This window comes from Collinsella sp. LCP19S3_H3 (genome assembly GCF_052119145.1).
GTDB lineage: Bacteria > Actinomycetota > Coriobacteriia > Coriobacteriales > Coriobacteriaceae > Collinsella.
Map to the genome: position 1 here is coordinate 103148 of NZ_JBQKFW010000005.1, position 25953 is coordinate 129100.

Sequence of the window (25953 nt, forward strand, 5' to 3'; positions counted from 1 at the left end):
CGAGTTATACCAACAGGATGCGACAAAGAGACTGACCCTCTATCACCTATGGCCGAAAAACTCGACGTCCGCCGCTCGCCAGGGGCGGAAGGTGGCGGGATCGACCTTTACGTGGGCTGCCTCGGGGACGTCGTACCACTTGACCGTGTAGCCAGCGCCGTGAGAGCAAAAGATCGAGTCGGGCGTGTTGGGTAGATCGGCCTCGGGCTCATAGGCGACAGTCTCGATGACGCGCTCGGCATCATGGCATGCCGCATAGCCGGCAAACTCCAGGTACAGATGCCCGCGACCGCTCGTGTAAGCGGCCACCTCCAGCGCATAATCCTGCACCTCGGATGCCGGCACGCGACCCACAAGCTTTGCCCGTTCGCCCGCCATCGTCGGCGGCTCGTACTCGGCACCCATACGCGTGGCGTCTGACAACGCCCTGCCCACACACTCCCCCGGCACCTCGAGCTCAAAGCGATACCACGGCTCCAACAGCACCGCCGCGCCGGCCTCACGCGCCTGCATGAGCCCCTGGCGAATCGCGCGGTACGTGGCCTGGCGAAAGTCGCCGCCCTCGGTGTGTTTGGCATGCGCACGGCCACCTGTGAGCGTAATGCGCACATCGGTGATGGGCGAGCCGGTCAGCACGCCCAGGTGATCGCGCTCCATGGCGTTTGTGAGCGCCAGGCGCTGCCAGTTAAGATCGAGCTCGTCGGTCGAAGTCACGGTGCCAAACTGCACGCCCGAACCCGCCGGCAACGGCTCTAGGCGCAGATGCACCTCGGCATAGTGGCGCAGCGGCTCAAAGTGGCCCACGCCCTCGACCGGCTGCGAAATAGTCTCCTTATAGAGAATGCCGCCGGGCTCAAACGAAATCGAAAGGCCAAAGCGATCGGCCAACACCCGCTGCACGACCTCGAGTTGCACGGCGCCCATCAGCTGCAGGTGAATCTGCTCCAGATGAGTATTCCAGCTTACGCCGAGCATGGGATCTTCGTCCGCCAACTCAGTCAGCGCTTTAAACACCGCATGGACATCGTGTTCACCCGGAAGCACCGTATAGGTGAGGACCGGAGCGATGACGGGCGCATCACACACGGGCTCCGCACCCAAGGCGTCCCCTGGGCGAACGTGCGCAAGACCCGTCACGGCACAAATACCGCCAGCAGCAACTTCTTGGGCAAGCTCATACTTTTCGCCGTTATAGATGCGCACCTGATCTACCTTCTGCTCCCATACCTCGGCACCGGAACGTCCGCTGATCATCTGTTTTGCACACAGTGTGCCGCCGGTCACTTTAACCCATGCCAAGCGCTCGCCGCGATCCCCGCGGCTGACACGATAGACGCGCGCGGCAAACTCCGGAAGCCATATCTGTTCGCGCATCAGCACGCATATACCATCCAGCAGCTCGCTCACGCCCTGGTCCTTGAGCGCCGAGCCGGCAAAGCAGGGAAAGAGCTTGCGCTCGGCAACCATGCGCGACAGCGTTGCGACGGAAAGCTCACCTGCCTCAAGAAACTCCTCGAGCGCCGCCTCGTCCAACGCAGCAGCGTCCTCCTGAACGGCGCCGCCCTCCAGCAGTTCGTTGGCATCCAGGCAGCCTTCGGAAAGACGCCGCCCAAGTTGTGCCAGCAAAACATCGCGGCCGGGATTCTCCAAATCGATTTTGTTGATATAGATGAACGTCGGAATGTCATAGCGTGCAAGCAGGCGCCACAGGGTTTCGGTGTGCCCCTGCACGCCGTCGTTGGCGCCCACAACTAAAATCGCGTAGTCGAGTGCGCGCAGCGTGCGCTCCGCCTCGGCAGAAAAATCGACATGCCCCGGTGCATCCACGAGCATGACGCGGGTATCACCGTGGTCGAGCACGGCCTGCGACGAGAAAATCGTAATGCCGCGCTCGCGCTCGATCGCGTTAGTGTCCAGATGCGAATCGCCATCGTCCACGCGGCCGCGCTTACGAATGCGACCCGCATCGAACAGCATGGCCTCGGCCAGCGTGGTCTTGCCAGCATCGACATGCGCCAAGATTCCAACGACCGCTTGCTTCGACATGGCTCTCCTCTTATTGCAAGCCCGTCGCACGCGGAAACGGGCGCTCTCATTCCACACTGGATGATACAATTTACGGGCCGGCGGGCGAAGCGGGCCCTATCCCCCGACCGAGCTCATCGCCCCGCGTTGCCGTGCGGCGATTTTCGTAGGTTCGCGCCTTGCGAAAGCCGGCACCTCCCCTTTTTGCCTGCCCGGGCTCATCCGGGGCGGCAACAACGCGAACCCCACAACAGCGAGGAGTCACCATGAAGACATTGCTCAACGAGTTCAAGGAATTCATCAATCGCGGCAACGTGATGGACATGGCCGTCGGCGTGATTATCGGCGGCGCATTCACCGCCATCGTGACCTCACTTACCGATAACATCATCAACCCGCTTATCTCCGTGATTGCCGGCGGTAGCGCTACCGAGATCTCGGGGCTGGTGGTGCCGGGCACTAATATCGACTTTGGCGCCTTTATCGGCTCGTGCATCAATTTTTTGATTGTGGCGGCAATCGTCTTTGCCATCGTCAAGGCATTCAACAAGGCGCAGGAAATCGGCGACAGGCTCGCCGGTGCCACCGCCGAGGAAGCCGCACCGGCGCCCGTCTGTCCGTATTGCCTGGAAGAGGTGCACGAAGGCGCGACCAAGTGTTGCCACTGCGGAAGCGAGCTGCCCCGAGCGTAGGTGCCTTAGAGCCGACAGCGAGCGACATCTACCACCTTGCAAAACAGCGCAGAGATCAAAATGGCCCCACCCGGGGCCATTTTCGCTTACACGGAGCGTAGATACGCGCCCCCGCTCTTATGCCTCGCGCAGCCAGTCAAATGCAACACGCGGCGTGCCGTCCGACACATACACGACGCCGGCACGCTCAAACCCCGCTTTAATACTCGCGCCCTGCATGGGCAGGTTGTCCCGATGCGTATCGATACGCAGATGGTCGGCACGCTCTTTGGCAAAGGCGAACATCGCAGCCGCGATACCGTGCACGGTGCCGTCGGACGCCACACGGTGCAGCACGGCGTACGGAGTGTCGCTACGCCATTGCCCATCCTCAATTACGTCATAGCACTCGTCCGGGCCCGGTAAAAAGGCAAACGTCGCCACCACGCGGCCGTCGACTTCGAACACATAGCTACCACCGGCGGCGATATCGGCAGCCAGCTGCTCGGCAGAAGGCGTGCCCTCGGGCCACTGCGTGGCGTTGCCATGCGCGCGCATAAAGGCACGGGCCGCGTCATAGATAGCCATGACGGCGGGAATGTCGGTATCGAGGGTTTTTCTGATCATCACGCGGCGACCTCACGTTTATTGGTATCACTTTGATTGAGCAATGATACCAGCGTTTGAAGAGGGGTGAGAAGCAGATGGGAAGCAAAAAGCGAGCCGCCTGGTCAAAGGCCAAAAGCGAGTTTTTGGGCGCTGCCACCGGCGGCGCTATGAGCGACCTGTTTGCGCGCGAGGACGAGCGCCGCGACGCCCTGAACGCCGAGCGCGATGAAGCCTGGCGCTACAAGTCGTGCGAGCGCAAAAACCGTTACGACACACGCGCCGAGGCCGAGGCCGTTATGGCCGACTGCGAAAACCGCGGGCGGCGTGGTTTGGCCTGCTACAAATGCGAATACTGCGGCGGCTGGCACCTGACGTCGCACCCTTGGAAATAGGCCCCGCATCGGCACGGCACTGACGGAGCGCCAACCATCGCACGCAAGCTACGGGCGCGGCGGCACCAAAACATCGTAACGAACGGCCTTGCCCGCAAGTTGATAGCTCGGCTTAACGCCGGCAAGCAGCGGCCCCTTCACCGGCCGCTTGATAACGACCTTGCGCGGGCGCACCGCAAGCGCAGCTTCGACCAGCGTCTCCTCATCGGCACACGGCTGTTCCAGATGATGCAAGAGTTGAAACTTCTTTTTAACCGCCGCGCTCTTTGTGCGCTCGGGAAACATGGGGTCCAGATACACCACATCGGGAGCGGTGAGCTCGCCCTGCCCGATCAACTCAGTTATATGGTGAAGGCCGGCAATGCTGTCCTCGCCCGCATGCAAGCGCATGTGGGCCACGGCAGTCGCAAGCGCCGGATCATCTGCCGCGCGATCCAAGGCATCCTTGAGGAGCGCCGCGATCACGCAATCCTGCTCATACAGATCGACGGTAAAGCCCGCAGCCGCCAGCAGCAGCGAATCCTCGCCAAAGCCTGCCGTGGCATCAATCGCCCATGGGCACTCGACGCCTTTTGCGCGCGCAGCCTTTACCAACAGCTCTTGCTGCAGACGACCCTGTTTGAGCCGTGGCAGCATGCGGACAAAATCGGCACGCAACTCCATCGTGCCGTCGGTGAGCGTGAGGCCCGCGGACTTCCCGATCAGCTCAAGCCCCGCGGCCCGAGCAACAGAAAAGGGATCGACGACGCCCATGGGTACTCCTTAACAAGCAAAATGAATACGTGAGCGCCGTTTATGCCAGCACCCAACCGTCCGCTATTGTCCCACATGCGACATGGCCCACAGCATCCCAATGCAAAGCACCGCCATCAATCCCGTGCACACGGCAGCGATCACAGAATCGCCCATGCGCCTTCCCAACGACCGCGGCTCATGCACTCGCCCCGCTCCGTACATCATGGCTCCTCCTTAAGAACAGCTCCTTGTTACGGTCTCATCATCGCAGCGCCGCACATGAGCTGCCATCGATTTGGCTTACGTCCAGCTTTCCTTTTTGAAAGGTCGAATTGGGCTGCGCGGGCTCAAAGCGCTTTCAGGCGCACGCATCGCTGCGTTGAACTACAATGTGCTTCACCATATGTGCAGCACATGGGCTACGCCAGATCGGCGTACTCGTATCGAAAGGACCAGCCATGAGCTCCGCTCGCAAGACTCTCAAAATCCTTGCCCTCATCTACTTTGTTTTGGGCATCGCCAGCCTCGTCATCGCCGGTATCGGTATCGCCAGGGGCAGCCTCGATTCCACGTACGGGTCGAACGCCATGCTCGCCGCGGTCGTGCTTGTCGTCAAGGGCATTGTCGATCTTTCCGCAGGTGTTGCGGGCATCAAGGGCGCCAACAAGCCCTCGCAGGTGGATAGCGCGTTTAAGCTCGGCATCGTTGCCGCAATCGCCACGATTGCGCAGGCCGTGCTCACGCTTCCCGCACTCGGCGGCAGCGCCGTCAATATCGGTGCCTTTGTCATCGTGGTCTACGACCTGTTCTTTGTTCAGCAGGCGCACGCCGTTAAGGCCGAGAACAAGGACCGCCTGTAGGCACTCGCTTCTCATAACCCCTGCAGCCAAGCAACTAACATGGGCCGATCGCGCAGTAACGCGGTCGGCCCTTTACATTTGCCCAGATAAAACCTGCCAAAATAAACCTGTCCCTTTTTGGCAGGTTGGTTAGCTGTGGCGGTACTCGGCAATGATGAAGTCGATGTCGGTTTTAAGGGTGTCCAGGTTTGCCAGGCGCTCTTTGTCGGTAGGGCGTGTGCGGTAGTAGTACGGCGTCATCTGGAACACCGCCTCGATGTCGGCCTGGGTCTGGAGCGTAATATTCGCGGACACCCGCTGTGTGCCGACCAGTTTAAGCTCCATCGTCTTCGGAAGCTTTTCGTCGTTGAGGTACGGCGTGTCGTAGAGCACCTCCTTGAGCCCAAAGAGATGACGGGCACCCGGCACCACGGTGTAGAGCGAACCCTCCGGCGCCAACACGCGGGCAAACTCGCGCTCGTTAAAGGGAGCAAAGAGCTCGGTCACCATATCGAAGGCGCCATCGGCCACTGGGATGTCTTTCATGTTGGCCACAAAATAGGTCGCATCGCCGCGCTTGGCGGCCAGGCGTACCATTTCTTTGCCTAGGTCAAAGCCATAAGCGTCCACGCCCGGCACCGCGCCCATGGCGCTGGTGTAGTAACCCTCGCCGCAGCAAATATCGAGCAGCGTCATGGGGCCGCCTGTAGACGCAGCACGCCCAGAAACCCGTTTGCGCACCAGCTCGACCATTGCATCGCGCAGCGGCGCATAGTAGCCACGGTTCAAAAAGTCACGACGGCTGCGTGCCTGCGACTTGGGATCGCCCATGGAGTCGCCGCTCTTGGACGAACGTAGCAGATATAGATAACCCTCGCGCGCACGGTCAAACCGGTGTCCGCCCGCGCATGCAGCACCGCGCTCGTCGTCCACCAACGGCTCATGGCAAACGGGACACAACAACATGGCAACTCCTTAGCGCGAACAACACAACGCACACCATTGTCGCACGCCTTCCCCACCTAGTCATTGGGGACGTTCTTGAATGACTAGTCGTTTAAGAACGCCCCCAATGACTAGGTGATTAGGAGTATCATCGTCTGCGCAAATAAGCACGAAATAGCACGTTAGAAATTGAGAGCGTATGGCTGATACCGCATCTAAGCACATCGACATGACCACCGGCTCGCTGTGGCGCAATATCCCCCTGTTCGCCTTGCCCGTGGCCGCCACGAGCATCTTGGAGCAGCTGTCAAACCTCATCGCCACGGTCATTATCGGTAACTTCTCGGGCGACCAGGGAACCCTCGCCATGGCGGCAGTCGGCTCCAATGTTCCGCTTACCAGCCTTATGCTCAACCTGTTTATTGGCATGTCGCTTGGCTCCAATGTGGTCATCGCCAACGCTATCGGCCGCAACGATCAGAACATGGTCAAACGCGCCGTCCATACCTCGATTTTAATGGCGCTTGTAGGCTTTGCCGTCATCGCTCTGGGCGAGATCTTTGCCGAGCCCATGCTCGCCGCGCTCAACGTTCCCGCCGAGACCATGCCGCTCGCTTCGCTCTATCTACGCGTCTTTTTGCTCAGCATGCCCTCAATCTTGCTCTACAACTTTGAGGCCGCGATCTTCCGCTCCGTCGGCATCACCCGCATGCCGCTGCAAGCGCTTGCCGTGTCCACCGTCCTCAACATTGGCCTGGACCTCATCTTTGTCCCCGTACTCCACTGGGGCGTCGCGGGTGTCGCCATCGCCACCGCCATCGCCTACACCGTCAGCGCCGCTACACTCTTTATCCGCCTGCTCAAGACCGACTCCGTCGTCCGCGTCACCCCGCGCGACCTTGCTATCGACCCCGTCGCCCTCAAGCGCATCGTCAAGATCGGCCTGCCCGCCGGCATCCAAAGCGCCGTCTTTGCCGTCGCCAACATCATCATCCAGTCCGCCATCAACAGCCTGGGCACCGAGGTCATGGCGGCCTCGAGCGCCGCCATGAGCCTGGAGTGCGTGTGCTACAACCTGCTCAACAGCTTTAGCCAGGCTTGCACCACCTTTGTGGGACAAAACCACGGTGCCCGTCAGATCGACCGCTGCACCAAGACCCTTAAGGTCTGCCTGGTCGAAGGCGGTGTCGTCGCGCTCACCACGATTATTGTTATTGTCGGCCTGGGGCGCGAGATCCTGTCGTTGTTCAACAGCGATCCCAACATCGTCTCAATCGGCTATATCCGCGTGTGCTCTATCTTCCCTGCGTACGCCTTTATCATGCTCTACGAGAACATGTCCGGCTACCTGCGCGGCTTTGGCATCTCGCTCATGCCCGCCCTTATCACCATGATCTGCGTCTGCGGCATCCGCTTCTATTGGGTATTCTGCGTGTTCCCGCACTTCCGCACCTTTGCGAACATCATGATGGTCTACCCCATCAGCCTGGGCACCACGGCGTTCTTTATGGTCGTGGCGGTACTACTCTGCCACCCGGCACGCACCCATCGCGCCACCCAAGCCAAAGCGACAGCCTGCTAAACACCGCACTCAACGCCACGCCAGTCATTAATTGACAATATGCGAGCTCATATGGTCGATAAAGCGCCTCGTGGCGATAGGCATGGTGTCCCAGCTGCGCCAGGCCGCCACTACGTCGCGTGAGGGGGCGTGCACGATGGGACGTACGCGAATATCGGCCCGCATGCCCTCCACAGTACGACGGTAGAGCATACTCACGCCTAGACCCTCCTCCACCATCGCCATAATGGTGTAGACGGCGGTGGACTCGCCCCTCATACAGCCGCGGCATAAAGGCAACCGGTGCGCCTTTACAATAGATGCCAACATAGCATTTGCCATAAAGGAGCTCCATGGACACCGCAACTCGCAACCGCAACATAGCAACTTGGTTGGGCGATGCGCCGCAGCCGGTACGTGACACTACGAACCAGCTGCTCGAGCGCATCGCCCTTTTGCGTGCCGAGCAGACCATCTACCCGGCACAAGACGACATCCTCAATGCCCTCGCCTACACGCCGGCCGACCAGGTCAAAGTTGTCATCTTGGGCCAAGATCCTTATCACGGGCCCAACCAGGCCATGGGGTTATCGTTCTCGGTCCCCGCGACGCAAACCAAGTTGCCGCCAAGCCTGCGCAATATCTATAAGGAACTCAAAGCCGATCTGAGTTGTCCCATTCCCGCCACGGGAGATCTGACGCCATGGGCACAACAGGGCGTCCTGCTCCTCAACACTACGCTTACCGTGCGCGAGCATGCCGCGAACTCACACGCCAAGCTGGGCTGGAGTACGCTCACCGACTACGTTATCGAACGCTGCTGCCAGCTACCCCAACCGGTAGTCTTTTTGGCATGGGGCCGCTTTGCCCAGCAGATGGTTGAGGGCAAGCTCGCCGCAATCGACGCGGGCAAAACAACCGGCAAGTTCTGCCTTGCCTCCACTCACCCCTCGCCGCTTTCGGCCAACCGTGCCACGGCAGAACTCCCCGCTTTTATGGGGTCGCGACCCTTCTCGGCAGCCAATCGGCTACTCGAACAGCACGGCTCGACCCCCGTCAACTGGACTTGTCTCGGCTAAAAATCGATACATCAAAAACGCGCCCGACGGCTTTCCATCGGGCGCGTTTCCTATTCGGGCCAAATAAATTGTGTGCGGCCGGCCTCGCCGCCATCAATGAGCAGGCTCTGCCCGGTCATAAACCGGTTGGTCACGCCCACAAAGTAGATCCATTCGGCGATCTCTTGGGCGGTTGCCCAGCGTTTAAGCGGTGTAAGCTCCATAATCTGGTTCCACAGGTGTTCGTCTTCCATCACGCAACGGTTGAGCGGCGTGATAACGCCACCCGGGTCCACACTGTTGGCGATGGCCTGCGGTGCCAGGCGGTTTGCAAGGTTCTTGGTGTAGGCGATAACGCCGCCCTTGCTGGCAGCATAGGCGGGAAACTCCGATCCCGTATGCCCGCTCGCCGACCCCACATTGACCACGGATTTGATAGCGGGCGCCGGCTTGGCAGCAAGCCCCTCCCCCACAAAGGCGTAGCACTCGGTCACGTTGATGGTGCCACACAGGTTGGCGGCGATGTCGTCAGCCGAATCCTGCGTACCCGCAACGTTCACGATTACCTGGGGTTCAAGATCGCCTGGAAACGAGTCAGGCTCGCGTACATCAACGACCAGATGGCGGTAGCGCTCATGTTCGATCACCGCCGGCAGCAGATCAAAGCCCACGACCTCGTGGCCCTCGTCCAAAAAGCGCTGCACGCACGCGGCTCCGATACCGCCCGAAGCGCCCGTAATCAAAACCCGCATACTTGCTCCTTAGGCGGTTGCGTGGCGCTCAAGGTACTCGGCGCCCACATTCTCACGCTCCCAGCCGCGCACGACCTTGTAGCCCACGGGGCTCAGGAAGACCTCGCACAGCAGCTCGGCAACAGCGCCGGTCAGCGAGCACATAAGGACCTGCACCCAGGTCCAACCAAAGAACGTGTGGCTCACCACAATGGCAAAGACCAGGTTGTCGATAAACTGGCCAACACCCGTGGACACATAGGAGCGGAAGGCGAAGCTCGCAAAGTTATTCTTTTTGAGCATACGGCCGAGCGACTGGTTGAGCGTGGAGTTAACCACGGCAGAAACGAACATTGCCAGCGAAGAGCCCAGCACCACGTACCAGGTGCCGCCGATGGTGGCGTTAAGGGCGGTGTTGACCTCGATCATGCCCGTGTCGTAGTAGGCGCCCCACATACCGGGTGTGAGCGAGCACGCCCAAAAGCACAGGCTCACGGCAAGGTTGACCGCCAGTGCGAGGATAGAGATTTTGATGGATGCCTTGGCGCCAAAGCGCTTGCAGATCATGTCCTGGCACAAAAACGAGACCCAGCTCACCACAAAGCCGCAATCGAGTGCCAGATACGGCAGGCTGATGAGCTCTTTGTTGGCCAGCAGGTTCATCATGATAACGCTCACGAAAAACAGCGAAACCGTTGCCGCGGGAATGCTCCGCAACAGGACCTTGTAGTCCTCCATGACCTTCTTGATCATTATGTACTCCTTTGGTTTTAGGTTTAACGAGCAGGATATCGGACCCGAACTGCTCGGACGCCCCGGTCTTGAGACGACGGTGGGCATGATAGCCGCTTACGCGGCATCAGGCAAGCAGGCAGCGCGGCAGCCCCGCAGGGCCGCCGCGCCGATGCGTTAAAAGACTACGTTGCCAAACTCCGACAGGATAAGGTCGGGATTGTGGTCGGTTGCCCAATCCACGTTCCACGGGCTCGTAAACAGCAACAGCTTGCCACCGCGCATGTCCTCGACGCGCAGTGTGTCACGCGTGAGCGAAAGGCCCGGGATATCGATGGTGTCGGGGTCGTTCTGGATCCAGCGAATGTCCGTATAGGGCAGCGGCTGGCGACGAACCTCAACACGGTACTCGGCCTTGAGGCGGCGCTCGAGTACCTCAAACTGTAGCACGCCGACCACGCCCACAATGACGCTCTCCATGCCGGCACCAAGCTCGCGGAAGATCTGGATGGCGCCCTCCTGGGCAAGCTCCTCCATGCCCTTGACGAACTGCTTGCGCTTGAGCGTGTCGACCTGCGTAATGCGAGCGAACATCTCGGGGGCAAACGTCGGGATCTGCGGATACTGCACATGGCGCTTGCCGGAGCACACGGTGTCGCCGACGCTAAAGATACCCGGGTCGAACAGGCCCACGATATCGCCCGCGTACGCCTCGTCCACGATGGCGCGGTCGTCGGCCATCATCGACGTGCCCGTGGCAAGCTTAAGCTTGCGGTTGCCCTGCACGTGGAAGGCATCCATGCCGCGCTCGAACTTACCCGAGCAAATGCGCACAAAGGCGATGCGGTCGCGGTGGTTCTTGTCCATGTTGGCCTGGATCTTAAACACAAAGCCGCTAAAGTCGTCGCGGCAGGGATCGACCGGTTCACTGGTAAGCGTATCGGTATAGGCACGCGGCGTCGGGGCCAGACGCAGGAACTCCTTAAGGAAGGGTTCCACGCCAAAGTTGGTAAGCGCCGAGCCAAAGAACGCCGGGCTCAGCTTGCCGCAGGCCACGGCATCCAAGTCGAGCTCGTCGCCGGCGCCATCGAGCAGCTCGATGTCATCCATCAGGTTCTTATGGTTCTCCTCGCCGATGAGCTCATCCATGGAAGAATCGCCCAGCTCGGCCTCGACCTCGGCGACCTTCTTGGTGGCGTTGGCGTGACCGTCGCCCTCAAAGGCAATGACGCGACGGGTCTGACGATCGAACACGCCGCGGAAATTGCGGCCGCTGCCAATCGGCCAGTTCATGGGATACGTATTGATGCCCAGGACATTTTCTATCTCTTCCATGAGCTCAAACGGATCGCGAGCCTCGTGGTCGAGCTTGTTCACAAAGGTGAAGATGGGAATGTGGCGCAGCGTACAGACCTTAAAGAGCTTCTTGGTCTGGGCCTCGACGCCCTTGGCGCCGTCGATGACCATGACTGCGGCGTCAGCGGCCATAAGGGTACGGTAGGTATCCTCCGAAAAGTCCTGGTGACCGGGGGTATCGAGGATGTTGACGCAGGCGCCGTTGTAAGTGAACTGCAGCACCGAGGAGGTGACGGAAATGCCGCGCTCCTTCTCGATGTCCATCCAGTCCGAGACGGCATGCTTGGCCGAGCTCTTGCCCTTGACCGAGCCGGCGGTCTGGATGCTGCCGGTATAGAGCAGCAGCTTCTCGGTAAGCGTGGTCTTACCGGCATCCGGGTGGCTGATGATCGCGAATGTGCGGCGCGACGAGATTTCATCCGACAGGCTTGCCATGCGGATCCTTTCTTGCATTGAGTGCATTACGTCGTTGTAACCGCACTATTGTAGCCGCGAAATTCCGCTCTAGGGAGCCTATCAGGACAAATTCATCAGTTGGGGCCTGTGTAGCAGTCGATGACGGCACTCCGCAGCAGTTTGTCTCGATCAGTAACATCTAGACGGTTTTTGAACCTCTACCTGTTACAGATTTAGACAAACAGGTGGGCGTCCCAGAAAGATCTCGATCTGTAACATCTAGCAGCCAAAAACTTCTCCAGTTGTTACAGATTGAGACAACCAGGTGGGGCCCACCAGCAAAATCTCAATCTGTAACAGGTAGCCGTCCAAATCGGTTCCAGATGTTACAGATTGAGATGAATGAACGAGCGGACAATCCCTATTTACCTCTTGCATAACTGTGCATAGTGTATATATACTGTGCTTACCGGTTATATACACGTGTAGCCCAACAGCTAAGGAGCCACTGTGGACATCATCCTATCCAATTCGAGCGACAAGCCCATCTACGAGCAGATAACCTCGCAAGTCAAAGCTCAGATCTTATCGGGCACGCTCGCTGCGGGAGCCAAACTCCCCAGCATCCGTGCACTCGCGAGCGACCTGGGTGTGAGCGTCATCACCACCAAGCGCGCCTACGCCGACCTAGAGCAACTCGGGTTTATCTGCACCGTGCAGGGCAAGGGCTGTTTTGTCGCCGAGGGCAACCAGGAGCTCTTGCGCGAAAACCAGCTATGCCATATCGAAGACCTGCTTGCGAAAGCGGCGAGCCAAGCCGAAGCCTTGGGCGTCACGCGCGACAAACTGCACGAAATGCTCGACCTGGTAGCCCCCGAAACCATGCAGTAGCCATCTGCAAGAAAGGCTATACCATGCAAAACTTGCTTGAACTCAAAGGCATCTCACGCGCTGTAAGCGACCGCTTTTCACTACGCGATGTCACGCTCGCCGTGGAGCCCGGCCAGATTGTTGGCTTTGTGGGCGCAAACGGCGCCGGCAAGACAACGACCATTCGCGCCGCGCTCGGGCTTATAAAGCTCGATGCCGGCGAGGTGCACCTGTTTGGGCAGTGCTGTGGCGCCGACGTACCCGGTGAAGTGCAGCGCTGCTTGCGCACCCGTATCGGCCTCGTGCTGGACACGTGTCCTTTCCCTTCCACACTCAAGGTGACCGAAGTTGAGGCACTCGTAAGCCCGGCGTACCCCACCTGGAGCCACGACACCTTCGCCAGCCTCATCGACCGATTTGGCCTTGATCCCAAGGCAAAGGTCAAGGACCTCTCCCGCGGCATGGGCATGAAGCTGCAGCTTGCCTGTGCGCTCAGTCACAAGGCCAAGCTGCTCGTTTTGGACGAAGCCACCGCGGGTCTTGATCCCATGGCACGCGAGGAGCTGCTCGATGAGCTGCTCGTCTTTGTTTCTGACGGCCAGCGCAGCGTGCTGCTCTCGAGTCACATTACGTCCGACCTCGATCGCGCTGCCGACCGCATCATTTGCATCGATAACGGCTCGATTGTGTTTGACCTGCCGCGCGAGGACATTACCGACCGCGCCGGCATCGCCCACTGTACCCAAGCGCAGGCCGCCGAGCTTATGGCTTGCGTCGAAGGCGCCCGTGCCGCCCACCACGCTTACAGCGTGGACGTGCTCGTGCCCAACCGTCGCGAAACGCTCGAGGCCTTCCCCGAGATTCCCTGCGATCGGGCAACCATTGACGATTATCTACGCCTCACGCTGAAAGGGGCTTCGAAATGAAACGCGCCTTTATGTCCGAGCTCGCCATCGTTCGCACGCTTGTCCCAAGCATAGCGGGCGTCGGCCTGTTCATATTCGTTGTGCTGACCCTCGCCAACACGTCAGGTGGCGACTCCGGCATGAGTGCCGGCGCCTGCGCGCTCAGCGCCATGTCGCCTATCATGGTCATGAGCTCGCTGGCAGGCTTCGACAATCAAAACGGATGGGAGCGTTATCGGGCAACGCTGCCCCTCACGCGCAAAGACATCATCTGCGCACGCTACCTGAGCATCGTTGTCTTCTCGGCCGTCATGACGTGCGCCGCCACGCTTTTGAGTATCGTCGCCATCCCGCTCTTCAACAGCGCGGGCATCCCTTCGACGGGACAGACGGTCTTTGAAATCGCAATCGCCTCGGCAGCATCGATGCTCATCTCCCTCATGATGGTGTTTTTGGCGCAGCCGCTGTTCTTTCGATTTGGACACATGGAGGCGCTGCGCCTATCCGTTGGCCTGTTTGCCCTGCTTGGATGCCTTGCCATGGCCACGTTGAGCTCCTCCAACCCCATCAGCAACTGGCTTATGTCGATTGCCGGGGCGAATCCCGATCCCACCGTCCTTGGCTGTCTGTGCGCAGGAACTGCAGTACTGGCGCTCGCACTATGTGTAATCAGCTGCGCTGTCAGCACCAAGGTTTATCGAGTACGCGATCTGTAATCGACGGCTAAAAAAGCTTAGGTGGTACCCCGCTTATTTTTTCAATGAAACGAGGCGGCATAGCGTCACCACCGCCCTTCACAGCAGGCCGTCTAGTTCTTGGCAACCAAAAAGACACCGTCAGCATATCGAAGGTGAATACTTTTCCGAGAAGTGAACGAGTAAAAACAGTGCCCTGTAGCATCGACATTTTTAAGGACTCAATTCCTGCGGTTTTTGTCTAAGAATCCTGCAGTTTTGTTCGAAAAAAGTGTGCATGTTCCAGGGGTCCAGATTTACTCGTTCACTTCGCGGAAAACCATTCACCTTCGATTCGAGCCTTAACCAAATGCCCTCTCGAACTATGGCCCCTGTCTCACCACAGCGATATCAAAGCTTCATGGCGGGACGGTATCATCGGACGAGCGCCGTAAATCTGGCGCGGTCGTTCTTTGGGGAGGCATTTCACCCGTGTCGTGGGTCGCAGCAGCATTTGTGTCGGCTTTCTTTGCCGGCGTCACATCAGTCCTGGCCAAATGCGGCATCAAGCAGACCGACTCCGATGTCGCGACGGCCATTCGCACCTGCGTGGTGCTCGTTTTCGCCTGGGCAATGGCGGGCATTTCTGGATCCATTGGAGCCATCGGCAGCATCGAACCCAGATCTTGGCACTTTCTCGTCCTCTCGGGACTCGCTACCGGTGCTTCGTGGATCTGTTACTTTAAGGCGTTGGGCATCGGAGACGTCAATAAGGTCGTACCGGTCGACAAGATGAGCACCGTACTCGCTGCACTGATCGCCATCGTGCTTTTTGGCGAGACGAGCAACCTTGCGGTTAAGCTCGTGGGAACCGCTGTCATCACCCTCGGTACGTTTTTAATGATCGAGAAGAAGCAGTTTGCCGGACCCGAGCGGCAGCAAGACCGGACCTGGCTCGCTTACGCCCTCGGCGCCGCCGTGTTCGCGGCGCTCACGTCCATCCTTGCCAAGGTTGGCATCGAAGGTGTCGAGTCCAACCTGGCCACGGCAATCCGTACCTGTGTGGTACTGGTTATGGCATGGGCAATCGTGGCAGCTAAAGGCAAGATGGGACAAGCCGTGCACGTAGACCGCTACGAACTCGTATTTCTCGCGGCATCGGGCATTGCGACTGGCGCATCGTGGCTGCTGTGCTACTACGCCATCGCCACAGGCCAGGTGAGCGTCGTGGTGCAGATCGACAAACTATCGATTGTCGTATCGGTACTATTTGCGCGCCTGGCATTCAACGAAAAACTCTCACGGCGCAGCGCCATCGGTCTCGCCTTCATCGTCCTGGGCACCGCCGCGCTCGCGATTTGGAAATAGCGCCGATGCCAAGCGAGATCTAGACGCTCGCAAATCCGTGACAAACGGCATATCCCGGCACGCCCGTGACGTTTTACAATATAAACGTCACGGGCCTCGGCTCAGTCTCGGTCATCCAAGGGGATGTCTTTTTGGTCATTGTTCTTTAGGGAACGGTCAATCGCATAGAACCACGAAAACGGCCGTCCAACGGCCGTGGTTTGTTGCGCCGTTCCGCCTCCGTCATCTGCCATTTTTGCACCTGATAGGAAAGAACAATGCAAACCCAGGAATCTCAATCCTTCCCAAAAGCAACTAGCTTCGGCGCGACACTCGTACGCTCTAAGATTATGGGCCCCAATCCCCTCAAGCTCTGCGAAGAGCTGCTTCGCGATGTGCATATCCCCTGCGGCGTCCGCATTTGCGACCTTGGATCGGGCACCGGTATCACCAGCGCCCTACTCGCCCGCGAATACGGGTTTGACACCTACGCTGTCGATCTGTGGAGCGACCCCGTCGAAAACCGTGCGTTCTTCGATTCGCTCGGTATCTCGCGCGACACGATTCACCCTGTTAAGGCAGACGCCTCGCAGGGGCTGCCGTTTGAGCACGACTATTTTGATGCGGTCGTAAGTATCGACTCGTACAACTACTACGGCCGTGACCCACACTATCTGGGTGAGCGCCTACTCCCCTACGTAAAGCAAGGCGGGATGCTCTACTTAAGCATCCCCGGCATGGTTCGCGACTGCCACGACAACCTGCCCGTTTGCCTGCTCAAATCCTGGACACCCGAGCAGCTCGACTATATGCACGACATAGCCTGGTGGCGCGCCATGATCGAGCCGACCCCCGGCGTCGAGATTGTCTCGATGCAGCCTATGCTCTGCACGGATGAAGCATGGAAAGACTGGCTCGCCTGCGACAACGAGTACGCAGCAGGCGACCGCGCTGCCGTTGAAGCCGGCGCACTCGAATACCTCAACACCATCGCCATTGTGCTGAGGAAGCTCTAAACATTAGCCGCGCGAGGCCGTAAACAAATGGCCTCGCGCGGCTTCTTCAAAACGAGTTCTGAACAAACGCAAAGCGCAATATGCTACTTGCGCAGCGGCTTGGGCAGCGGAATGCCGGCGGCGATGGCTGCGGCGATGATCATGCAGACGATGCCCTTGAGCGGGAAGCACATGAGCAGCAGGCCCACAACCATGACAGGCTGGCGCATGACGGCGCCCATCGTCGATGCCGTGCAGACGGCGACGCAAAAGACCGGATCGGCGCCGGTGAGGATGGCAAGGCCATAGCCCAGGCTTACGCCCGAGAAGATAACCGGGGAGAAGTGACCGCCACGCCAGCCCATATTGATGAGGGCGGGGGTCAGCATAGCCTTGACAAGACCGGTCGCGATAAGCACGCCGGCGGGAATGGTCAGATAGGTTTCCATGAGCACATCGGCCTGGGTCTCGCCGGCAAACATGGTGTAGGGCAGGAGCGTGCCACAGATGGCGAGCGCCAGACCGGCCATCATGGCCTTGACGACAGGACGCTCCCCTATTGCATGGGACAGCGCCTCGCTCGCGTGCTCGGAGACAAAGTACAGCCAGCCGCAAACGGTGCCGAGCAACGCCAGCGGAATGAGCCAGGCAAGCTCCAGGTTGCCCACCTCGGCGGACTCGAACCTGGGCATGCCCATGCCGCCGCCCACGAGCTGGCCAAGCAACAGGTAAGTGCCCAGACCGCCGGCAATCGCAATGCCATAGACCACGGTCTTTTGCGCCTTGGGCAGCTTGATGGTGATCTCGTCGGACGCGGACTCATCGTCGGCATCTTCGCCCTGGCCGTCGGCGCTACCGGCGAGCGGCGCCACAAAGCCAAAGACAGGCGCGGTAAAGAGCGCCGTCAGGGCAGCCTGGGTACCCAGCAGCGTGAGCTCCCTAAACTCGGCGCCAAAGCGACGCATGCGGTCGCCGACCCAGCTGCACAGGCCCGCGATAACGCCGGTCAGGCCGGCCTCCGGTCCAATACTTCCGCCAAACAGCAGCGGCAGCAATGCCGCAAGCGAAAGCTTGCCCAGATTGTCGTACGGGTAGCGCCCATCTTGCTTGACCTTAGCCATCACCTGATTGAGGTTATCGGTCTTGGTGTCTGTCATCTTTTCGTACAGACCGATTAACAGGCCGCCCAGCAGGCAAACAAAAAACGGGTACGGCAGAAAGCCAAACGGGCCGCTGGCGAGCTCGGGCGAAGCGACGCCCAGTGCGTGCGGAATCTCGGTCCATAGATAGTCGATGCCGTGCTCCATCACAAAAAAGAACAGCCAGACCGCGGCACCTGCGAACGCACCGGTCACGGCAACGCTAACTAAAAACAGCGCGCGGTTTGTGGGTTTAGCGAGCTTATCCATCGGGTCCTCCCGCGGTCAAAGTCGACATAGATACGTTTTATTGTAGAGCGAGTGTGGCCCAGACGAGCCAACCGTCTGCGCTGCAAACGGAGCCACCGGGGGCCGCAGCGGGACAGGCTCAAGGCTTATCCGTTGATAATTGATGCGATTTCGTACAGATCCTCGGCAAAGTAAATGCCTTGCTGGCGCCGTGGGCTTGATAAACCCTTATCAATCATATGTCCGAGCAGCGCCTTGAGGTCGTTGTAGTAACCGTCCAGGTTATACAGGATGCACGGAGCACTCAGGTGCCCCAACGACACCGCGGACATAACCTCGGCAATCTCCTCGAGCGTGCCCGTCCCACCGGGAAAGGCAATGAACGCATCGCCGAGCTCGATCATCTTTGCCTTACGCTCCGCCATATCGCTCGTCACGATGAGGTCGTCGATACCGTCATGTTGAAACTCGGCCTCGATAAAAAAGCTCGGCTCCACACCCGTCACGTGCCCGCCGGCATTAAGCACGCTATCGGCGAGCGCACCCATCAGGCCCGATTTGGATCCGCCGTACACGAGCGCGTGCCCGTTGGCGCCAATCCAGTTGCCCAGCTCCTGCACCGCAGGCAGAAACGCCGGGTCATTGCCGATACTGGCACCCAGATACACGGTGATATTCAAATTCAGTCCCCCTCATGGTGACGCGCGGCGCCCGTTTTAGCGCTGGCGCCGGCGATATTCGCGCACGCGGCGCGACAGATCGGCGAGCTCGTCACGATCGAGCTCTTCCAAATGCTCAAGATCATCCATAAAGCGCGCCATAGTGTCCTTTTGATGCATCTTGATGAGCATATTGCAGTAGCTCACCGCCACGCCCGTGAGCATGGCAATGTAAAAAATGCTGATAACGCTTAGGACGACCGTGATGACACGGGCGACCGGCGTCTCGGCCGGAATGTCGCCAAAGCCGATCGTCGATACGGTCTCAAAGCTAAACCAAAGGCCATCGCCAAACGTAAGAGTTGTTGGCTCAGAGAGCCAAACAGCCATTGAACACAGAAGATAAAAGACAAGAAAAAGGCCCGTGATGCGCACGAAACCGGCTTGACGCAACACATCGGCCAGCGTCCTCAGCTTTTTCATCGAGACCCCCTTTTTTCAGGACAAGCAATCGCTTTTGGTCGGCATTGTCCCACGCCTCCCCCGCAAACGGAACCAGCCATCGAGAATGCCCCTAGACGACGAGTTGTGAGGGACAATCCTTCCACAACAAAAAGTGCGTTTCAATCTGCGACAAATAGGATGTTCCCGTCGGCCTCGCAGCCTGAACTAGTATCTTGATATAGACATACCACCCACCGCCGTGCACGCAGCACGCGGAAAGAAAGGAAACCCACGATGTTTAGACCTCTTCGTAGAAAGAAGCGTGCTATCACCGATCAAGAGGCACGAGAGCTACTTGTTAATTGCAAACGCGGCATTTTTGCCGTCAACGGAGACGACGGCTATCCTTACGCCATTCCCGTTAACTACTACTTTGACCCCGAGCACGACAAAATTTACTTTCATGGAGCCAAGGCGGGGCATAAGGTCGATGCACTCAAACGCAGCGACAAAGTCTGCTTTACCGTCTATGGCAACGATTGGTACAAAGACGACGACTGGGCACCCTATGTTCAGAGCACTGTGGTTTTCGGCCGTTGCCGCCTCGTGAACGATGACCCGGCGTTTGTCGAAGACAAAGTCCGACAGTTTGCCCTCAAGTACTATCCTTCTGCCGAAGAGGTCGAAGAGGAGATCAAGCAAAGTATCAGGGGCGTCCAGCTGTATGAAATTACGGTTGAACACCTTTGCGGCAAGCAAATTCAAGAAAAGTAGCAAACGTGGAAAACGCGCTCGCAACCCTCTGCGCCCTATGCGCCCACGCACGTTGACGACACGGGCGCAAGCCGCAGTACCCGAATCGTGCGACCCCTATGCCCCAAAAACGTAACGGTCTAGGCGGTCGCACGCTTCCCTTGCGCGCGAAAGCGGCAGCGCCAGATTCACGCGAATGTGGCAGGGGCCATGGAACGGACGTCCATCCTGATACCCCACGCCCACGCGTGTCCCCTCGTCGAGCAACCACTGAATATCACGGCCATGCTCGCGGCACCACTCGGTGCAGTCCAGAAACACCATGTACGTGCCCTGCGGACGCGAATAGGACACGCCCTCAAAATGCTCGTCCACGTAATCGCAGAAGTACTCGATATTGTCGGCAAGCACCTGGTTGAGTTCGTCCACCCACTCGTAGCCCTGCGGTTGGTAGGCACCGATAAGCGCATGCATCGAAAGGACATTCATCTCGTTGTAATGGGTCTTGTTAGACACAGCGCACATGCGGTCGCGCAGCGTCTCGTTGTAGACAATGTGGTAGCTGCCGACCAGACCCGCCAGGTTAAACGTCTTGCTCGGCGCATAGAGGGCAACCGTGCGCATGCGGGCATCCTCGCTCACCGACTGCGTCGGGATGTGCTTGTGTCCCGGCAGAATGATATCGGACCAAATCTCGTCCGAGATCACCACGCAATCGTGCTCGCGATAAATGTCCATGGCGCGCTCGATCTCGTCGCGCTCCCATACGCGGCCGCAGGGATTGTGCGGTGAGCAGAACACTGCGGCATGGATGTGGTTTTGGGCGAGTTTGCGCTCCATGTCCTCAAAGTCCATGCGCCACACGCTCTGGTCGTCGAGCTGAAGCGGGCTGTGGACAATGCGATAGCCCGCGGCCTCGATGGACTTGGTGAAGCCGATGTAGGTGGGGCTGTGGACCAACACCGCATCGCCCGGCTGGACATACGCGCGCAGCGTCGACACGACACCGCCCAGCACGCCGTTTTCGTAGCCGATATGCTCAGGCGCCAGGCCCTCGACGCCATTACGGCGGCTCTGCCATTCGATGATACGGTCGAAGTACTCGGAACGCGGATTGAAGTAACCAAACATGGGGTGCTGGGCGCGCTGAACGATGTGCTCCTGGACTGTAGGCACCGTGGCGAAGTTCATGTCCGCCACCCACATGGGAATGCGGTCGAAGCCCTCGTCGGGTGCGTTCGGAGCCATACCGGGGATCTCACCCCAAGAGTCAACGGCGATGGAGTCCATGCCGTGGCGGTCGATGATTGAAGTGAAGTCGTATTTCATGCTGAGCCCCCGTGCAGAGCGGAATGATTCGGTAAGCGTTATTGTCCACCAGCGTAGGCGATTTTGGCATGGGGTTTGGCGCTTAATTTGATGGGTGCGGACGAATGGCTGGCTAGTCTCGCGCGTCGTTGATTGCGGTTACCGTCAACCTGGCCCCGTCAACCGTAAACGATATGTCGAGTCCGGCGTAAGCCAAGTGGTAAACGCGGTTTGGCTCGTGCTTGCTGCCCGCGCGGCGCGGATCTTGGCGAAGAACCTCGACCAGGCCGGGGAGCTTTGCGGGCGGGACCATGTCTTGAAGCGCTTGCGGGAACTCAACATCGAGCTTTTGCCACGGAGCACCCTCAATCCAGCCGCCGGTCGCATCCGGGTGGCAGTCCGCAAACGGGATGTAGGGCTTAATGTCGTAGATGGGCGTGCCGTCACGCAGGTCGGCCCCCAGTATATGGATGATGGGGCCGTCGTCGGTGCGCTCAACGCGGCTGAGCTTGACGCAGGTAAGACCGATGGGATTGGGGCGAAACGGGCTGCGTGTGGCATACACGCCCACGCGCTCGGCTCCACCCAGACGCGGCGGGCGCACAGTCTTCGACCACTTGACGTTGGTGCCGGACCTGTCCTGCGTCTTGGCATCGGCAGCTATATCCTTAGCTGTGCCGCCGGGCGTTCCGTTTTCGAAGCGCCACAGCAGCCATAGGTGAGAGAAGGAGTCCAGACCCTCAACTGCTGCGTTGGAGGCAAATTCCGGCTCAAAGACGATGCGTCCCTGCAGGTGGGGCGCCAAAAAGCTGTTGCGCGGAATGCCGAACTTCTGCGGCAGGTCGGTATGTATGTGTGCGATAGGTTCCATGCCGGTCATTGTACGGCATGGAGGTGTGGGGTGCAGCGCGCAATTCTTCGCCGCGGTCTCCCGTCGTGCAACCAACGGTTGCTTGGAAGGGCGCCGGCCGCCGCGTATGCTTAAGCCATCAACCAGCAGAAAGGAGTCGCTATGGCCTTTGCAGAAAAGCTCATTGCCATTCGCCGCGCCCATCACCTTACCCAAGAGCAGCTCGCCGCCAAGCTCTTCGTCACACGCCAAGCCGTCAGCCGTTGGGAACGCGGCGAAGTCACCCCGGGCATCGACATGATGAAGCTCATTGCCGCCGTAACCGGAGAACCGCTGTCCCACCTGCTCGAAATGCCCGAGCACTATTGCCAGAGCTGCGGCATGATACTCACACCCGACGACTGCGGCACCGATGCTGTGGGCACCACAACCGACCATTACTGCAAGTGGTGCTACGACCACGGCCAGTACACCTACGACACCACCATGGAGGCGATGATCGAGGATTGTGCCCCGCGGCTGGCGCAAAACACCGGCATGTCGCTCGACGAAGCCGTCTCGCTCATGGGCGCCGTCCTGCCGCAACTGGAGCGCTGGCGCTCCGTGCAGGAAAACGAGGAGCGCTACGGTGCCGAGGCGCGGGCGCGCTATGGCGACGAGGCGATCGACGCAGCAAACGAAGCACTGCTGGACATGGACCCCGAGACATGGAACGACATGAAGGAACTTGAACGCGCTATTCTGGGCCAGCTTTCGATTGCCATGGGCGACGGCGATGCGGATGGAAGCGAGGCCCGCAAACTTGTCGCGATGCACCGTCGATGGATTGGCCTTAACTGGGGGCACAAGCCCCAAGACGAAGCATACCTGGGCCTCGTCCACGGCTATCTTGCTGACCAGCGCTTTATCGACTACTACGACAAGCCCTGCGGCACCGGAGCCACGGCGTTTCTGGTACAGGCCATCGAGTCATCGTCAGCTCATGCATAGACCGCGGCGGCTTTGGGTATTTCAATCAAAACCTCAACCGATTGGAGACCTATGGCTACTAATCATGAGCTCACGCTGTACGTTATGACCGGCTGCCCGTATTGTATGAAGGTCAAGCGTTTCCTTGCCGATAACGGTGTGACCATCCCTGAGCGCAACATCTCGACCGACCCCGATGCCGAGCAGACGCTCATCGCCGACGGCGGAAAACACCAGGTTCCCTGTCTGTTCATCGACGGCAAACCACTCTACGAATCGAGCGACATCATCGCATGGGTACAGGAGAACCTGCTCTAGCACGCACATTGCAACCGGCCCACCCCAACCCATACGGCACAAACATGTACACCAGCATCCAAAGTCGACACTTTTCGACATCTTTGGATGCTGGTGTACAGCTTTTTTGCATGAGCCCGGCACAGGTGATCCGTTTTTCTCCGCCCTGAGGGGTCAAACGAAAAGGCGTGGGTGGCTCGCTCTAGCCACCCACGCCCTAAATTGAACAAATGCGCTTAGCGATGTAGCCCACCGTCAGCGTGACCTGCCAACCATCAACTACCTATTGGAATTGGCCCTGCGACGAATCGCCTCGCCAAAGCCGAGCACCGCAGTGCCAACACCGGCGAGAGCGGCAGTCATCACGGCGCTGCTTTTATCACCGGTCGAAGGGAGTGACTTGGTGCTCTTGGTCTTCTTGGCAATCTCCGTCTTGGATTTATCAATCGGCTGAACAGGCTTCTTCGTCCACTTACCGTAGAGCGTCATCGAACCCATCAGCGAATCGCCGTCGTTCCACAGGACCGTGCAGCCCTCGTCGGTATACCAACCATCGAACGTCCAACCATCGACAGCCTTCTGCTCCTTGGCGGCATACGCAGAACCAACCTCAAGGCCCTTATCGGCATCGGGGAACTTTGCCTTCTCGGGGACTTCGCCGACATACTGGTAATCGACGCTCACCAGGCCATGGGCAGCCTTGAATGCAACAGGGGCTTCTTTTGCCTCGTAAGTACCAGGTTGAGCAGCCTCTACATATTTGGCCTCGCCATGGGCGGACCAGCGAGAGTCCTTCCCGTCAACGTACCAGCCGTCGATCGTGTGATCGCAGTCATCAAGGATCCAGTCAGCGCCAACATTGCCAAACTCAGTGACGCCAGCACCGGTGCTGTAGATGTCATCGCCGGCGTTCGCGGCGTGGTTGTTGTAGATAACAACCGACGGATCGAGCTTCATAGTGCCCACGTTATAGACGCCGCCACCCATGTCGGCGCCAATGCCGTCCTTGTTGCAGGCGCCAGTGCCGTTATTGGTAATGGTCGCGGAGCCGATGATCAGGTTGCAGGCCTTTTGAGCAGTGTAGATACCGGAACCAGCGTTGTTCGTAACGGTGACGTTCGCGCCCTTCTCAATCACGCTTGCGTATTTGCCGTTGCCCTGGAAGAAAATGCCGCCGTTGGTATTCGCGGCGAATCCCTTTGTACCGTTTCCCTCGACGTCAACCAGGCAAGAAGAATCAACGTTAAGCACGCGAGTCCAGATGCCACTATATCCGTTGTTGTTCGCGTGGAGCTTCGAACCGTTGCTCATATCGATGCGCCAGGCGGAAATACCCCAGGCGCCGCTGTTCTCGAACGTAACGTCAGAGCCGTTCTTGATAGTGTAGTACGTGCCGTTCGAGCCGTTGCCCTTGCTGTTAAGAACCTTGACCGTCGACGAATCGATAGTGGCATAGAACGTGCCCGTAAAGCCGGAGCGGTTGCGGTCGGAGATATAGGTGGAACCACCTTCAATATTCACGTTGTAGCCACCGTCACCACCATCCCACTCAAGAGCGTCCTGCTTGTAGTTCGCAATGGTTAGGTTGGAGCCATTCTTCAGGTTAAGCTTGTTGTTGCTGCCGAAATAAATGGCATGCGTGTTGTCAGCGGTTCCCGCACCGTCCATGGTGAGCGTAGCGCCGTCGAGCGTAAGGGAAGCGCCCTTGCTTGCGCTCACAGACATCCAATTCCACTCGGTGGTATACGGGGTGGAGCGGATGCCGTTCATAGTCACGGTAACGTTCTTGAACGTCAGCGCCTTACCCCAAAGGGCAATGCCCTTGTCGGTGAAGTTCAGCGCGTGGCCATTGCCGTCGATGGTGAGGTCCTTTCTCAGCTCGAGACCAGCGGTCTTGGCATCGGCAAGGAGCTTGATGGTCGCGCCGTCAGTTTTCTTGGCGGCATCAAGCGCTTCATCAAAGGTCGCGTACTGGGTCCCGTTAAACTCTGCGACAGAAGCACCGTTCCTTGCGCCCGCAGAAGCACTTGCGGCAACAGGAGCCGAGGAGGGAGTGGTCGCAGCAGATTCGGCAGAAGAGGCGACAGGCGTGCCAGATTCGTTCGCAGACGCGGCATCGACTTGGGGCTTGGCAACCGTGCTCACCGAAGACGCCTCAACGGCAGGCTCGGAAACAGAAGCAAAACCGCCATCCGCAAAAGCCTGAGGCGCAAGAAAGCAGAGGGATGTCATAAGCCCTGCTGTTACCGCAAGAACGGCATGGGAGCGTTTTTTCATGGAATGCCTTTCCTTTCGTATCGAGCCCGACAGAACGCCGGCACAGCTTTCTTACGCCACTATTCTTATGGCATAAGCGAAATGTTCTTTATGGTATAGCTCAAGCTTGTATAGCTCAATCGTTATCGCATTGCAAACATTTTAAATAGTCATAACATCATCACATT

The 25953-nt window shown here is 58.8% G+C and carries 27 protein-coding genes; 13 read left to right on the forward strand and 14 right to left on the reverse strand.

All coding sequences use genetic code 11. The features are described 5' to 3' along the window. Positions 1–42 precede the first annotated feature (42 nt). A complete protein-coding gene (locus ACTQZF_RS04095) occupies positions 43–2046 on the reverse strand; it encodes a GTP-binding protein (protein WP_441554612.1) in 2004 nt (667 codons plus the stop codon). Between the two features lie 245 nt (positions 2047–2291). On the opposite strand from ACTQZF_RS04095, the gene mscL reads away from it, so the two are divergent. Then, positions 2292–2717, forward strand: a complete 426-nt coding sequence (gene mscL, locus ACTQZF_RS04100; protein ID WP_154517006.1) for a large conductance mechanosensitive channel protein MscL — start codon at positions 2292–2294, stop codon at positions 2715–2717. 117 nt (positions 2718–2834) lie between these two features. On the opposite strand, the gene ACTQZF_RS04105 is transcribed toward mscL, so the two are convergent. Further along, complete coding sequence (locus ACTQZF_RS04105) at positions 2835–3323, reverse strand: N-acetyltransferase (RefSeq protein ID WP_154517003.1); 489 nt, start codon at positions 3321–3323, stop codon at positions 2835–2837. A 77-nt stretch (positions 3324–3400) separates the two neighbouring features. Between ACTQZF_RS04105 and ACTQZF_RS04110 the strand changes: the two genes are divergently transcribed. Then, complete coding sequence (locus ACTQZF_RS04110) at positions 3401–3697, forward strand: hypothetical protein (RefSeq protein ID WP_427747514.1); 297 nt, start codon at positions 3401–3403, stop codon at positions 3695–3697. A gap of 48 nt (positions 3698–3745) precedes the next feature. On the opposite strand, the gene ACTQZF_RS04115 is transcribed toward ACTQZF_RS04110, so the two are convergent. Further along, on the reverse strand, positions 3746–4450 hold the full coding sequence (locus tag ACTQZF_RS04115; RefSeq protein ID WP_441554613.1) for a class I SAM-dependent methyltransferase: 705 nt from the start codon (positions 4448–4450) through the stop codon (positions 3746–3748). 440 nt (positions 4451–4890) lie between these two features. Between ACTQZF_RS04115 and ACTQZF_RS04120 the strand changes: the two genes are divergently transcribed. Continuing rightward, entirely contained in the window at positions 4891–5292 is a 402-nt protein-coding gene (locus ACTQZF_RS04120; protein WP_427728325.1) for a hypothetical protein, read from the forward strand. A gap of 129 nt (positions 5293–5421) precedes the next feature. On the opposite strand, the gene ACTQZF_RS04125 is transcribed toward ACTQZF_RS04120, so the two are convergent. Continuing rightward, positions 5422–6237 (reverse strand): putative RNA methyltransferase, encoded by an 816-nt coding sequence (locus ACTQZF_RS04125; RefSeq protein WP_154516992.1) that lies wholly within the window; start codon positions 6235–6237, stop codon positions 5422–5424. A gap of 178 nt (positions 6238–6415) precedes the next feature. Here ACTQZF_RS04125 and ACTQZF_RS04130 point away from each other — a divergent pair, with 178 nt between their 5' ends. Then, positions 6416–7798: an MATE family efflux transporter gene (locus tag ACTQZF_RS04130; RefSeq protein ID WP_441016533.1), complete on the forward strand. Its 1383-nt coding sequence runs from the start codon at positions 6416–6418 to the stop codon at positions 7796–7798. Positions 7799–7825: 27 nt separating this feature from the next. Here ACTQZF_RS04130 and ACTQZF_RS04135 read toward each other — a convergent pair whose 3' ends face one another. Continuing rightward, on the reverse strand, positions 7826–8056 hold the full coding sequence (locus ACTQZF_RS04135) for a LysR family transcriptional regulator substrate-binding protein (protein ID WP_441554614.1): 231 nt from the start codon (positions 8054–8056) through the stop codon (positions 7826–7828). Positions 8057–8130: 74 nt separating this feature from the next. Between ACTQZF_RS04135 and ACTQZF_RS04140 the strand changes: the two genes are divergently transcribed. Next, on the forward strand, positions 8131–8856 hold the full coding sequence (locus ACTQZF_RS04140; protein ID WP_441554615.1) for a uracil-DNA glycosylase: 726 nt from the start codon (positions 8131–8133) through the stop codon (positions 8854–8856). Between the two features lie 50 nt (positions 8857–8906). Here the strand turns inward: ACTQZF_RS04140 and ACTQZF_RS04145 are convergent, their stop codons facing one another. The 3 genes from ACTQZF_RS04145 to ACTQZF_RS04155 form a co-directional block, all read right to left on the reverse strand. Continuing rightward, entirely contained in the window at positions 8907–9587 is a 681-nt protein-coding gene (locus ACTQZF_RS04145; RefSeq protein ID WP_441055090.1) for an SDR family NAD(P)-dependent oxidoreductase, read from the reverse strand. A 9-nt stretch (positions 9588–9596) separates the two neighbouring features. Next, positions 9597–10319 carry a VUT family protein gene (locus ACTQZF_RS04150; protein WP_427728338.1) on the reverse strand — a complete coding sequence of 241 codons (723 nt, stop codon included), beginning with the start codon at positions 10317–10319 and terminating at the stop codon, positions 9597–9599. A 156-nt stretch (positions 10320–10475) separates the two neighbouring features. Continuing rightward, entirely contained in the window at positions 10476–12089 is a 1614-nt protein-coding gene (locus ACTQZF_RS04155; RefSeq protein WP_427719358.1) for a peptide chain release factor 3, read from the reverse strand. 471 nt (positions 12090–12560) lie between these two features. Between ACTQZF_RS04155 and ACTQZF_RS04160 the strand changes: the two genes are divergently transcribed. From ACTQZF_RS04160 to ACTQZF_RS04180, 5 genes are all read left to right on the forward strand, one after another. Then, positions 12561–12941, forward strand: coding sequence for a GntR family transcriptional regulator (locus ACTQZF_RS04160; RefSeq protein WP_370450620.1), 381 nt, complete (start codon positions 12561–12563; stop codon positions 12939–12941). A 23-nt stretch (positions 12942–12964) separates the two neighbouring features. After that, the gene (locus ACTQZF_RS04165) at positions 12965–13846 is read left to right on the forward strand and encodes an ABC transporter ATP-binding protein (protein ID WP_441554616.1); all 882 of its coding nucleotides are present in this window, start codon (positions 12965–12967) and stop codon (positions 13844–13846) included. Beyond that, complete coding sequence (locus ACTQZF_RS04170) at positions 13843–14541, forward strand: ABC-2 transporter permease (RefSeq protein WP_441554617.1); 699 nt, start codon at positions 13843–13845, stop codon at positions 14539–14541. Before ACTQZF_RS04165 ends, ACTQZF_RS04170 begins: the two co-directional genes overlap by 4 nt. Before the next feature lie 450 nt (positions 14542–14991). Further along, entirely contained in the window at positions 14992–15867 is an 876-nt protein-coding gene (locus ACTQZF_RS04175; protein ID WP_441554618.1) for an EamA family transporter, read from the forward strand. Positions 15868–16196: 329 nt separating this feature from the next. Then, positions 16197–16862, forward strand: coding sequence for an SAM-dependent methyltransferase (locus ACTQZF_RS04180; RefSeq protein WP_441554619.1), 666 nt, complete (start codon positions 16197–16199; stop codon positions 16860–16862). A gap of 83 nt (positions 16863–16945) precedes the next feature. Here ACTQZF_RS04180 and ACTQZF_RS04185 read toward each other — a convergent pair whose 3' ends face one another. The 3 genes from ACTQZF_RS04185 to ACTQZF_RS04195 all read right to left on the reverse strand — a co-directional run bounded on the left by ACTQZF_RS04185 (position 16946) and on the right by ACTQZF_RS04195 (position 19371). Next, a complete protein-coding gene (locus tag ACTQZF_RS04185) occupies positions 16946–18250 on the reverse strand; it encodes a chloride channel protein (RefSeq protein ID WP_441554620.1) in 1305 nt (434 codons plus the stop codon). Positions 18251–18375: 125 nt separating this feature from the next. After that, positions 18376–18909: a TIGR00730 family Rossman fold protein gene (locus tag ACTQZF_RS04190; RefSeq protein WP_427719368.1), complete on the reverse strand. Its 534-nt coding sequence runs from the start codon at positions 18907–18909 to the stop codon at positions 18376–18378. Between the two features lie 36 nt (positions 18910–18945). Then, a complete protein-coding gene (locus tag ACTQZF_RS04195) occupies positions 18946–19371 on the reverse strand; it encodes a potassium channel family protein (RefSeq protein ID WP_154516963.1) in 426 nt (141 codons plus the stop codon). Positions 19372–19626: 255 nt separating this feature from the next. Between ACTQZF_RS04195 and ACTQZF_RS04200 the strand changes: the two genes are divergently transcribed. Further along, the gene (locus ACTQZF_RS04200; protein WP_154516961.1) at positions 19627–20106 is read left to right on the forward strand and encodes a pyridoxamine 5'-phosphate oxidase family protein; all 480 of its coding nucleotides are present in this window, start codon (positions 19627–19629) and stop codon (positions 20104–20106) included. A gap of 96 nt (positions 20107–20202) precedes the next feature. On the opposite strand, the gene ACTQZF_RS04205 is transcribed toward ACTQZF_RS04200, so the two are convergent. Continuing rightward, positions 20203–21414, reverse strand: coding sequence for a MalY/PatB family protein (locus ACTQZF_RS04205; protein ID WP_441554621.1), 1212 nt, complete (start codon positions 21412–21414; stop codon positions 20203–20205). Positions 21415–21526: 112 nt separating this feature from the next. Next, positions 21527–22264, reverse strand: coding sequence for a tRNA (N6-threonylcarbamoyladenosine(37)-N6)-methyltransferase TrmO (gene tsaA, locus ACTQZF_RS04210; RefSeq protein ID WP_441041803.1), 738 nt, complete (start codon positions 22262–22264; stop codon positions 21527–21529). 141 nt (positions 22265–22405) lie between these two features. On the opposite strand from tsaA, the gene ACTQZF_RS04215 reads away from it, so the two are divergent. Together ACTQZF_RS04215 and ACTQZF_RS04220 are read left to right on the forward strand one after the other, a co-directional pair. Beyond that, positions 22406–23233 (forward strand): TipAS antibiotic-recognition domain-containing protein, encoded by an 828-nt coding sequence (locus ACTQZF_RS04215; protein ID WP_441041801.1) that lies wholly within the window; start codon positions 22406–22408, stop codon positions 23231–23233. A 51-nt stretch (positions 23234–23284) separates the two neighbouring features. After that, entirely contained in the window at positions 23285–23530 is a 246-nt protein-coding gene (locus ACTQZF_RS04220; RefSeq protein WP_441554622.1) for a glutaredoxin family protein, read from the forward strand. A 258-nt stretch (positions 23531–23788) separates the two neighbouring features. Here ACTQZF_RS04220 and ACTQZF_RS04225 read toward each other — a convergent pair whose 3' ends face one another. After that, positions 23789–25786 (reverse strand): InlB B-repeat-containing protein, encoded by a 1998-nt coding sequence (locus tag ACTQZF_RS04225; RefSeq protein ID WP_441554623.1) that lies wholly within the window; start codon positions 25784–25786, stop codon positions 23789–23791. Positions 25787–25953 lie beyond the last annotated feature (167 nt).

Excerpts from the sequence above, each read along its gene's own strand:
- ACTQZF_RS04095 (WP_441554612.1), bottom strand. The coding sequence starts at position 2,046 with ATGTCGAAGCAAGCGGTCGTTGGAATCTTGGCGCATGTCGATGCTGGC.
- mscL (WP_154517006.1), top strand. The coding sequence starts at position 2,292 with ATGAAGACATTGCTCAACGAGTTCAAGGAATTCATCAATCGCGGCAAC.
- ACTQZF_RS04105 (WP_154517003.1), bottom strand. The coding sequence starts at position 3,323 with ATGATCAGAAAAACCCTCGATACCGACATTCCCGCCGTCATGGCTATC.
- ACTQZF_RS04110 (WP_427747514.1), top strand. The coding sequence starts at position 3,401 with ATGGGAAGCAAAAAGCGAGCCGCCTGGTCAAAGGCCAAAAGCGAGTTT.
- ACTQZF_RS04115 (WP_441554613.1), bottom strand. The coding sequence starts at position 4,450 with ATGGGCGTCGTCGATCCCTTTTCTGTTGCTCGGGCCGCGGGGCTTGAG.
- ACTQZF_RS04120 (WP_427728325.1), top strand. The coding sequence starts at position 4,891 with ATGAGCTCCGCTCGCAAGACTCTCAAAATCCTTGCCCTCATCTACTTT.
- ACTQZF_RS04125 (WP_154516992.1), bottom strand. The coding sequence starts at position 6,237 with ATGTTGTTGTGTCCCGTTTGCCATGAGCCGTTGGTGGACGACGAGCGC.
- ACTQZF_RS04130 (WP_441016533.1), top strand. The coding sequence starts at position 6,416 with ATGGCTGATACCGCATCTAAGCACATCGACATGACCACCGGCTCGCTG.
- ACTQZF_RS04135 (WP_441554614.1), bottom strand. The coding sequence starts at position 8,056 with ATGAGGGGCGAGTCCACCGCCGTCTACACCATTATGGCGATGGTGGAG.
- ACTQZF_RS04140 (WP_441554615.1), top strand. The coding sequence starts at position 8,131 with ATGGACACCGCAACTCGCAACCGCAACATAGCAACTTGGTTGGGCGAT.
- ACTQZF_RS04145 (WP_441055090.1), bottom strand. The coding sequence starts at position 9,587 with ATGCGGGTTTTGATTACGGGCGCTTCGGGCGGTATCGGAGCCGCGTGC.
- ACTQZF_RS04150 (WP_427728338.1), bottom strand. The coding sequence starts at position 10,319 with ATGATCAAGAAGGTCATGGAGGACTACAAGGTCCTGTTGCGGAGCATT.
- ACTQZF_RS04155 (WP_427719358.1), bottom strand. The coding sequence starts at position 12,089 with ATGGCAAGCCTGTCGGATGAAATCTCGTCGCGCCGCACATTCGCGATC.
- ACTQZF_RS04165 (WP_441554616.1), top strand. The coding sequence starts at position 12,965 with ATGCAAAACTTGCTTGAACTCAAAGGCATCTCACGCGCTGTAAGCGAC.
- ACTQZF_RS04170 (WP_441554617.1), top strand. The coding sequence starts at position 13,843 with ATGAAACGCGCCTTTATGTCCGAGCTCGCCATCGTTCGCACGCTTGTC.
- ACTQZF_RS04180 (WP_441554619.1), top strand. The coding sequence starts at position 16,197 with ATGGGCCCCAATCCCCTCAAGCTCTGCGAAGAGCTGCTTCGCGATGTG.
- ACTQZF_RS04185 (WP_441554620.1), bottom strand. The coding sequence starts at position 18,250 with ATGGATAAGCTCGCTAAACCCACAAACCGCGCGCTGTTTTTAGTTAGC.
- ACTQZF_RS04195 (WP_154516963.1), bottom strand. The coding sequence starts at position 19,371 with ATGAAAAAGCTGAGGACGCTGGCCGATGTGTTGCGTCAAGCCGGTTTC.
- ACTQZF_RS04200 (WP_154516961.1), top strand. The coding sequence starts at position 19,627 with ATGTTTAGACCTCTTCGTAGAAAGAAGCGTGCTATCACCGATCAAGAG.
- ACTQZF_RS04205 (WP_441554621.1), bottom strand. The coding sequence starts at position 21,414 with ATGAAATACGACTTCACTTCAATCATCGACCGCCACGGCATGGACTCC.
- tsaA (WP_441041803.1), bottom strand. The coding sequence starts at position 22,264 with ATGGAACCTATCGCACACATACATACCGACCTGCCGCAGAAGTTCGGC.
- ACTQZF_RS04215 (WP_441041801.1), top strand. The coding sequence starts at position 22,406 with ATGGCCTTTGCAGAAAAGCTCATTGCCATTCGCCGCGCCCATCACCTT.
- ACTQZF_RS04220 (WP_441554622.1), top strand. The coding sequence starts at position 23,285 with ATGGCTACTAATCATGAGCTCACGCTGTACGTTATGACCGGCTGCCCG.
- ACTQZF_RS04225 (WP_441554623.1), bottom strand. The coding sequence starts at position 25,786 with ATGAAAAAACGCTCCCATGCCGTTCTTGCGGTAACAGCAGGGCTTATG.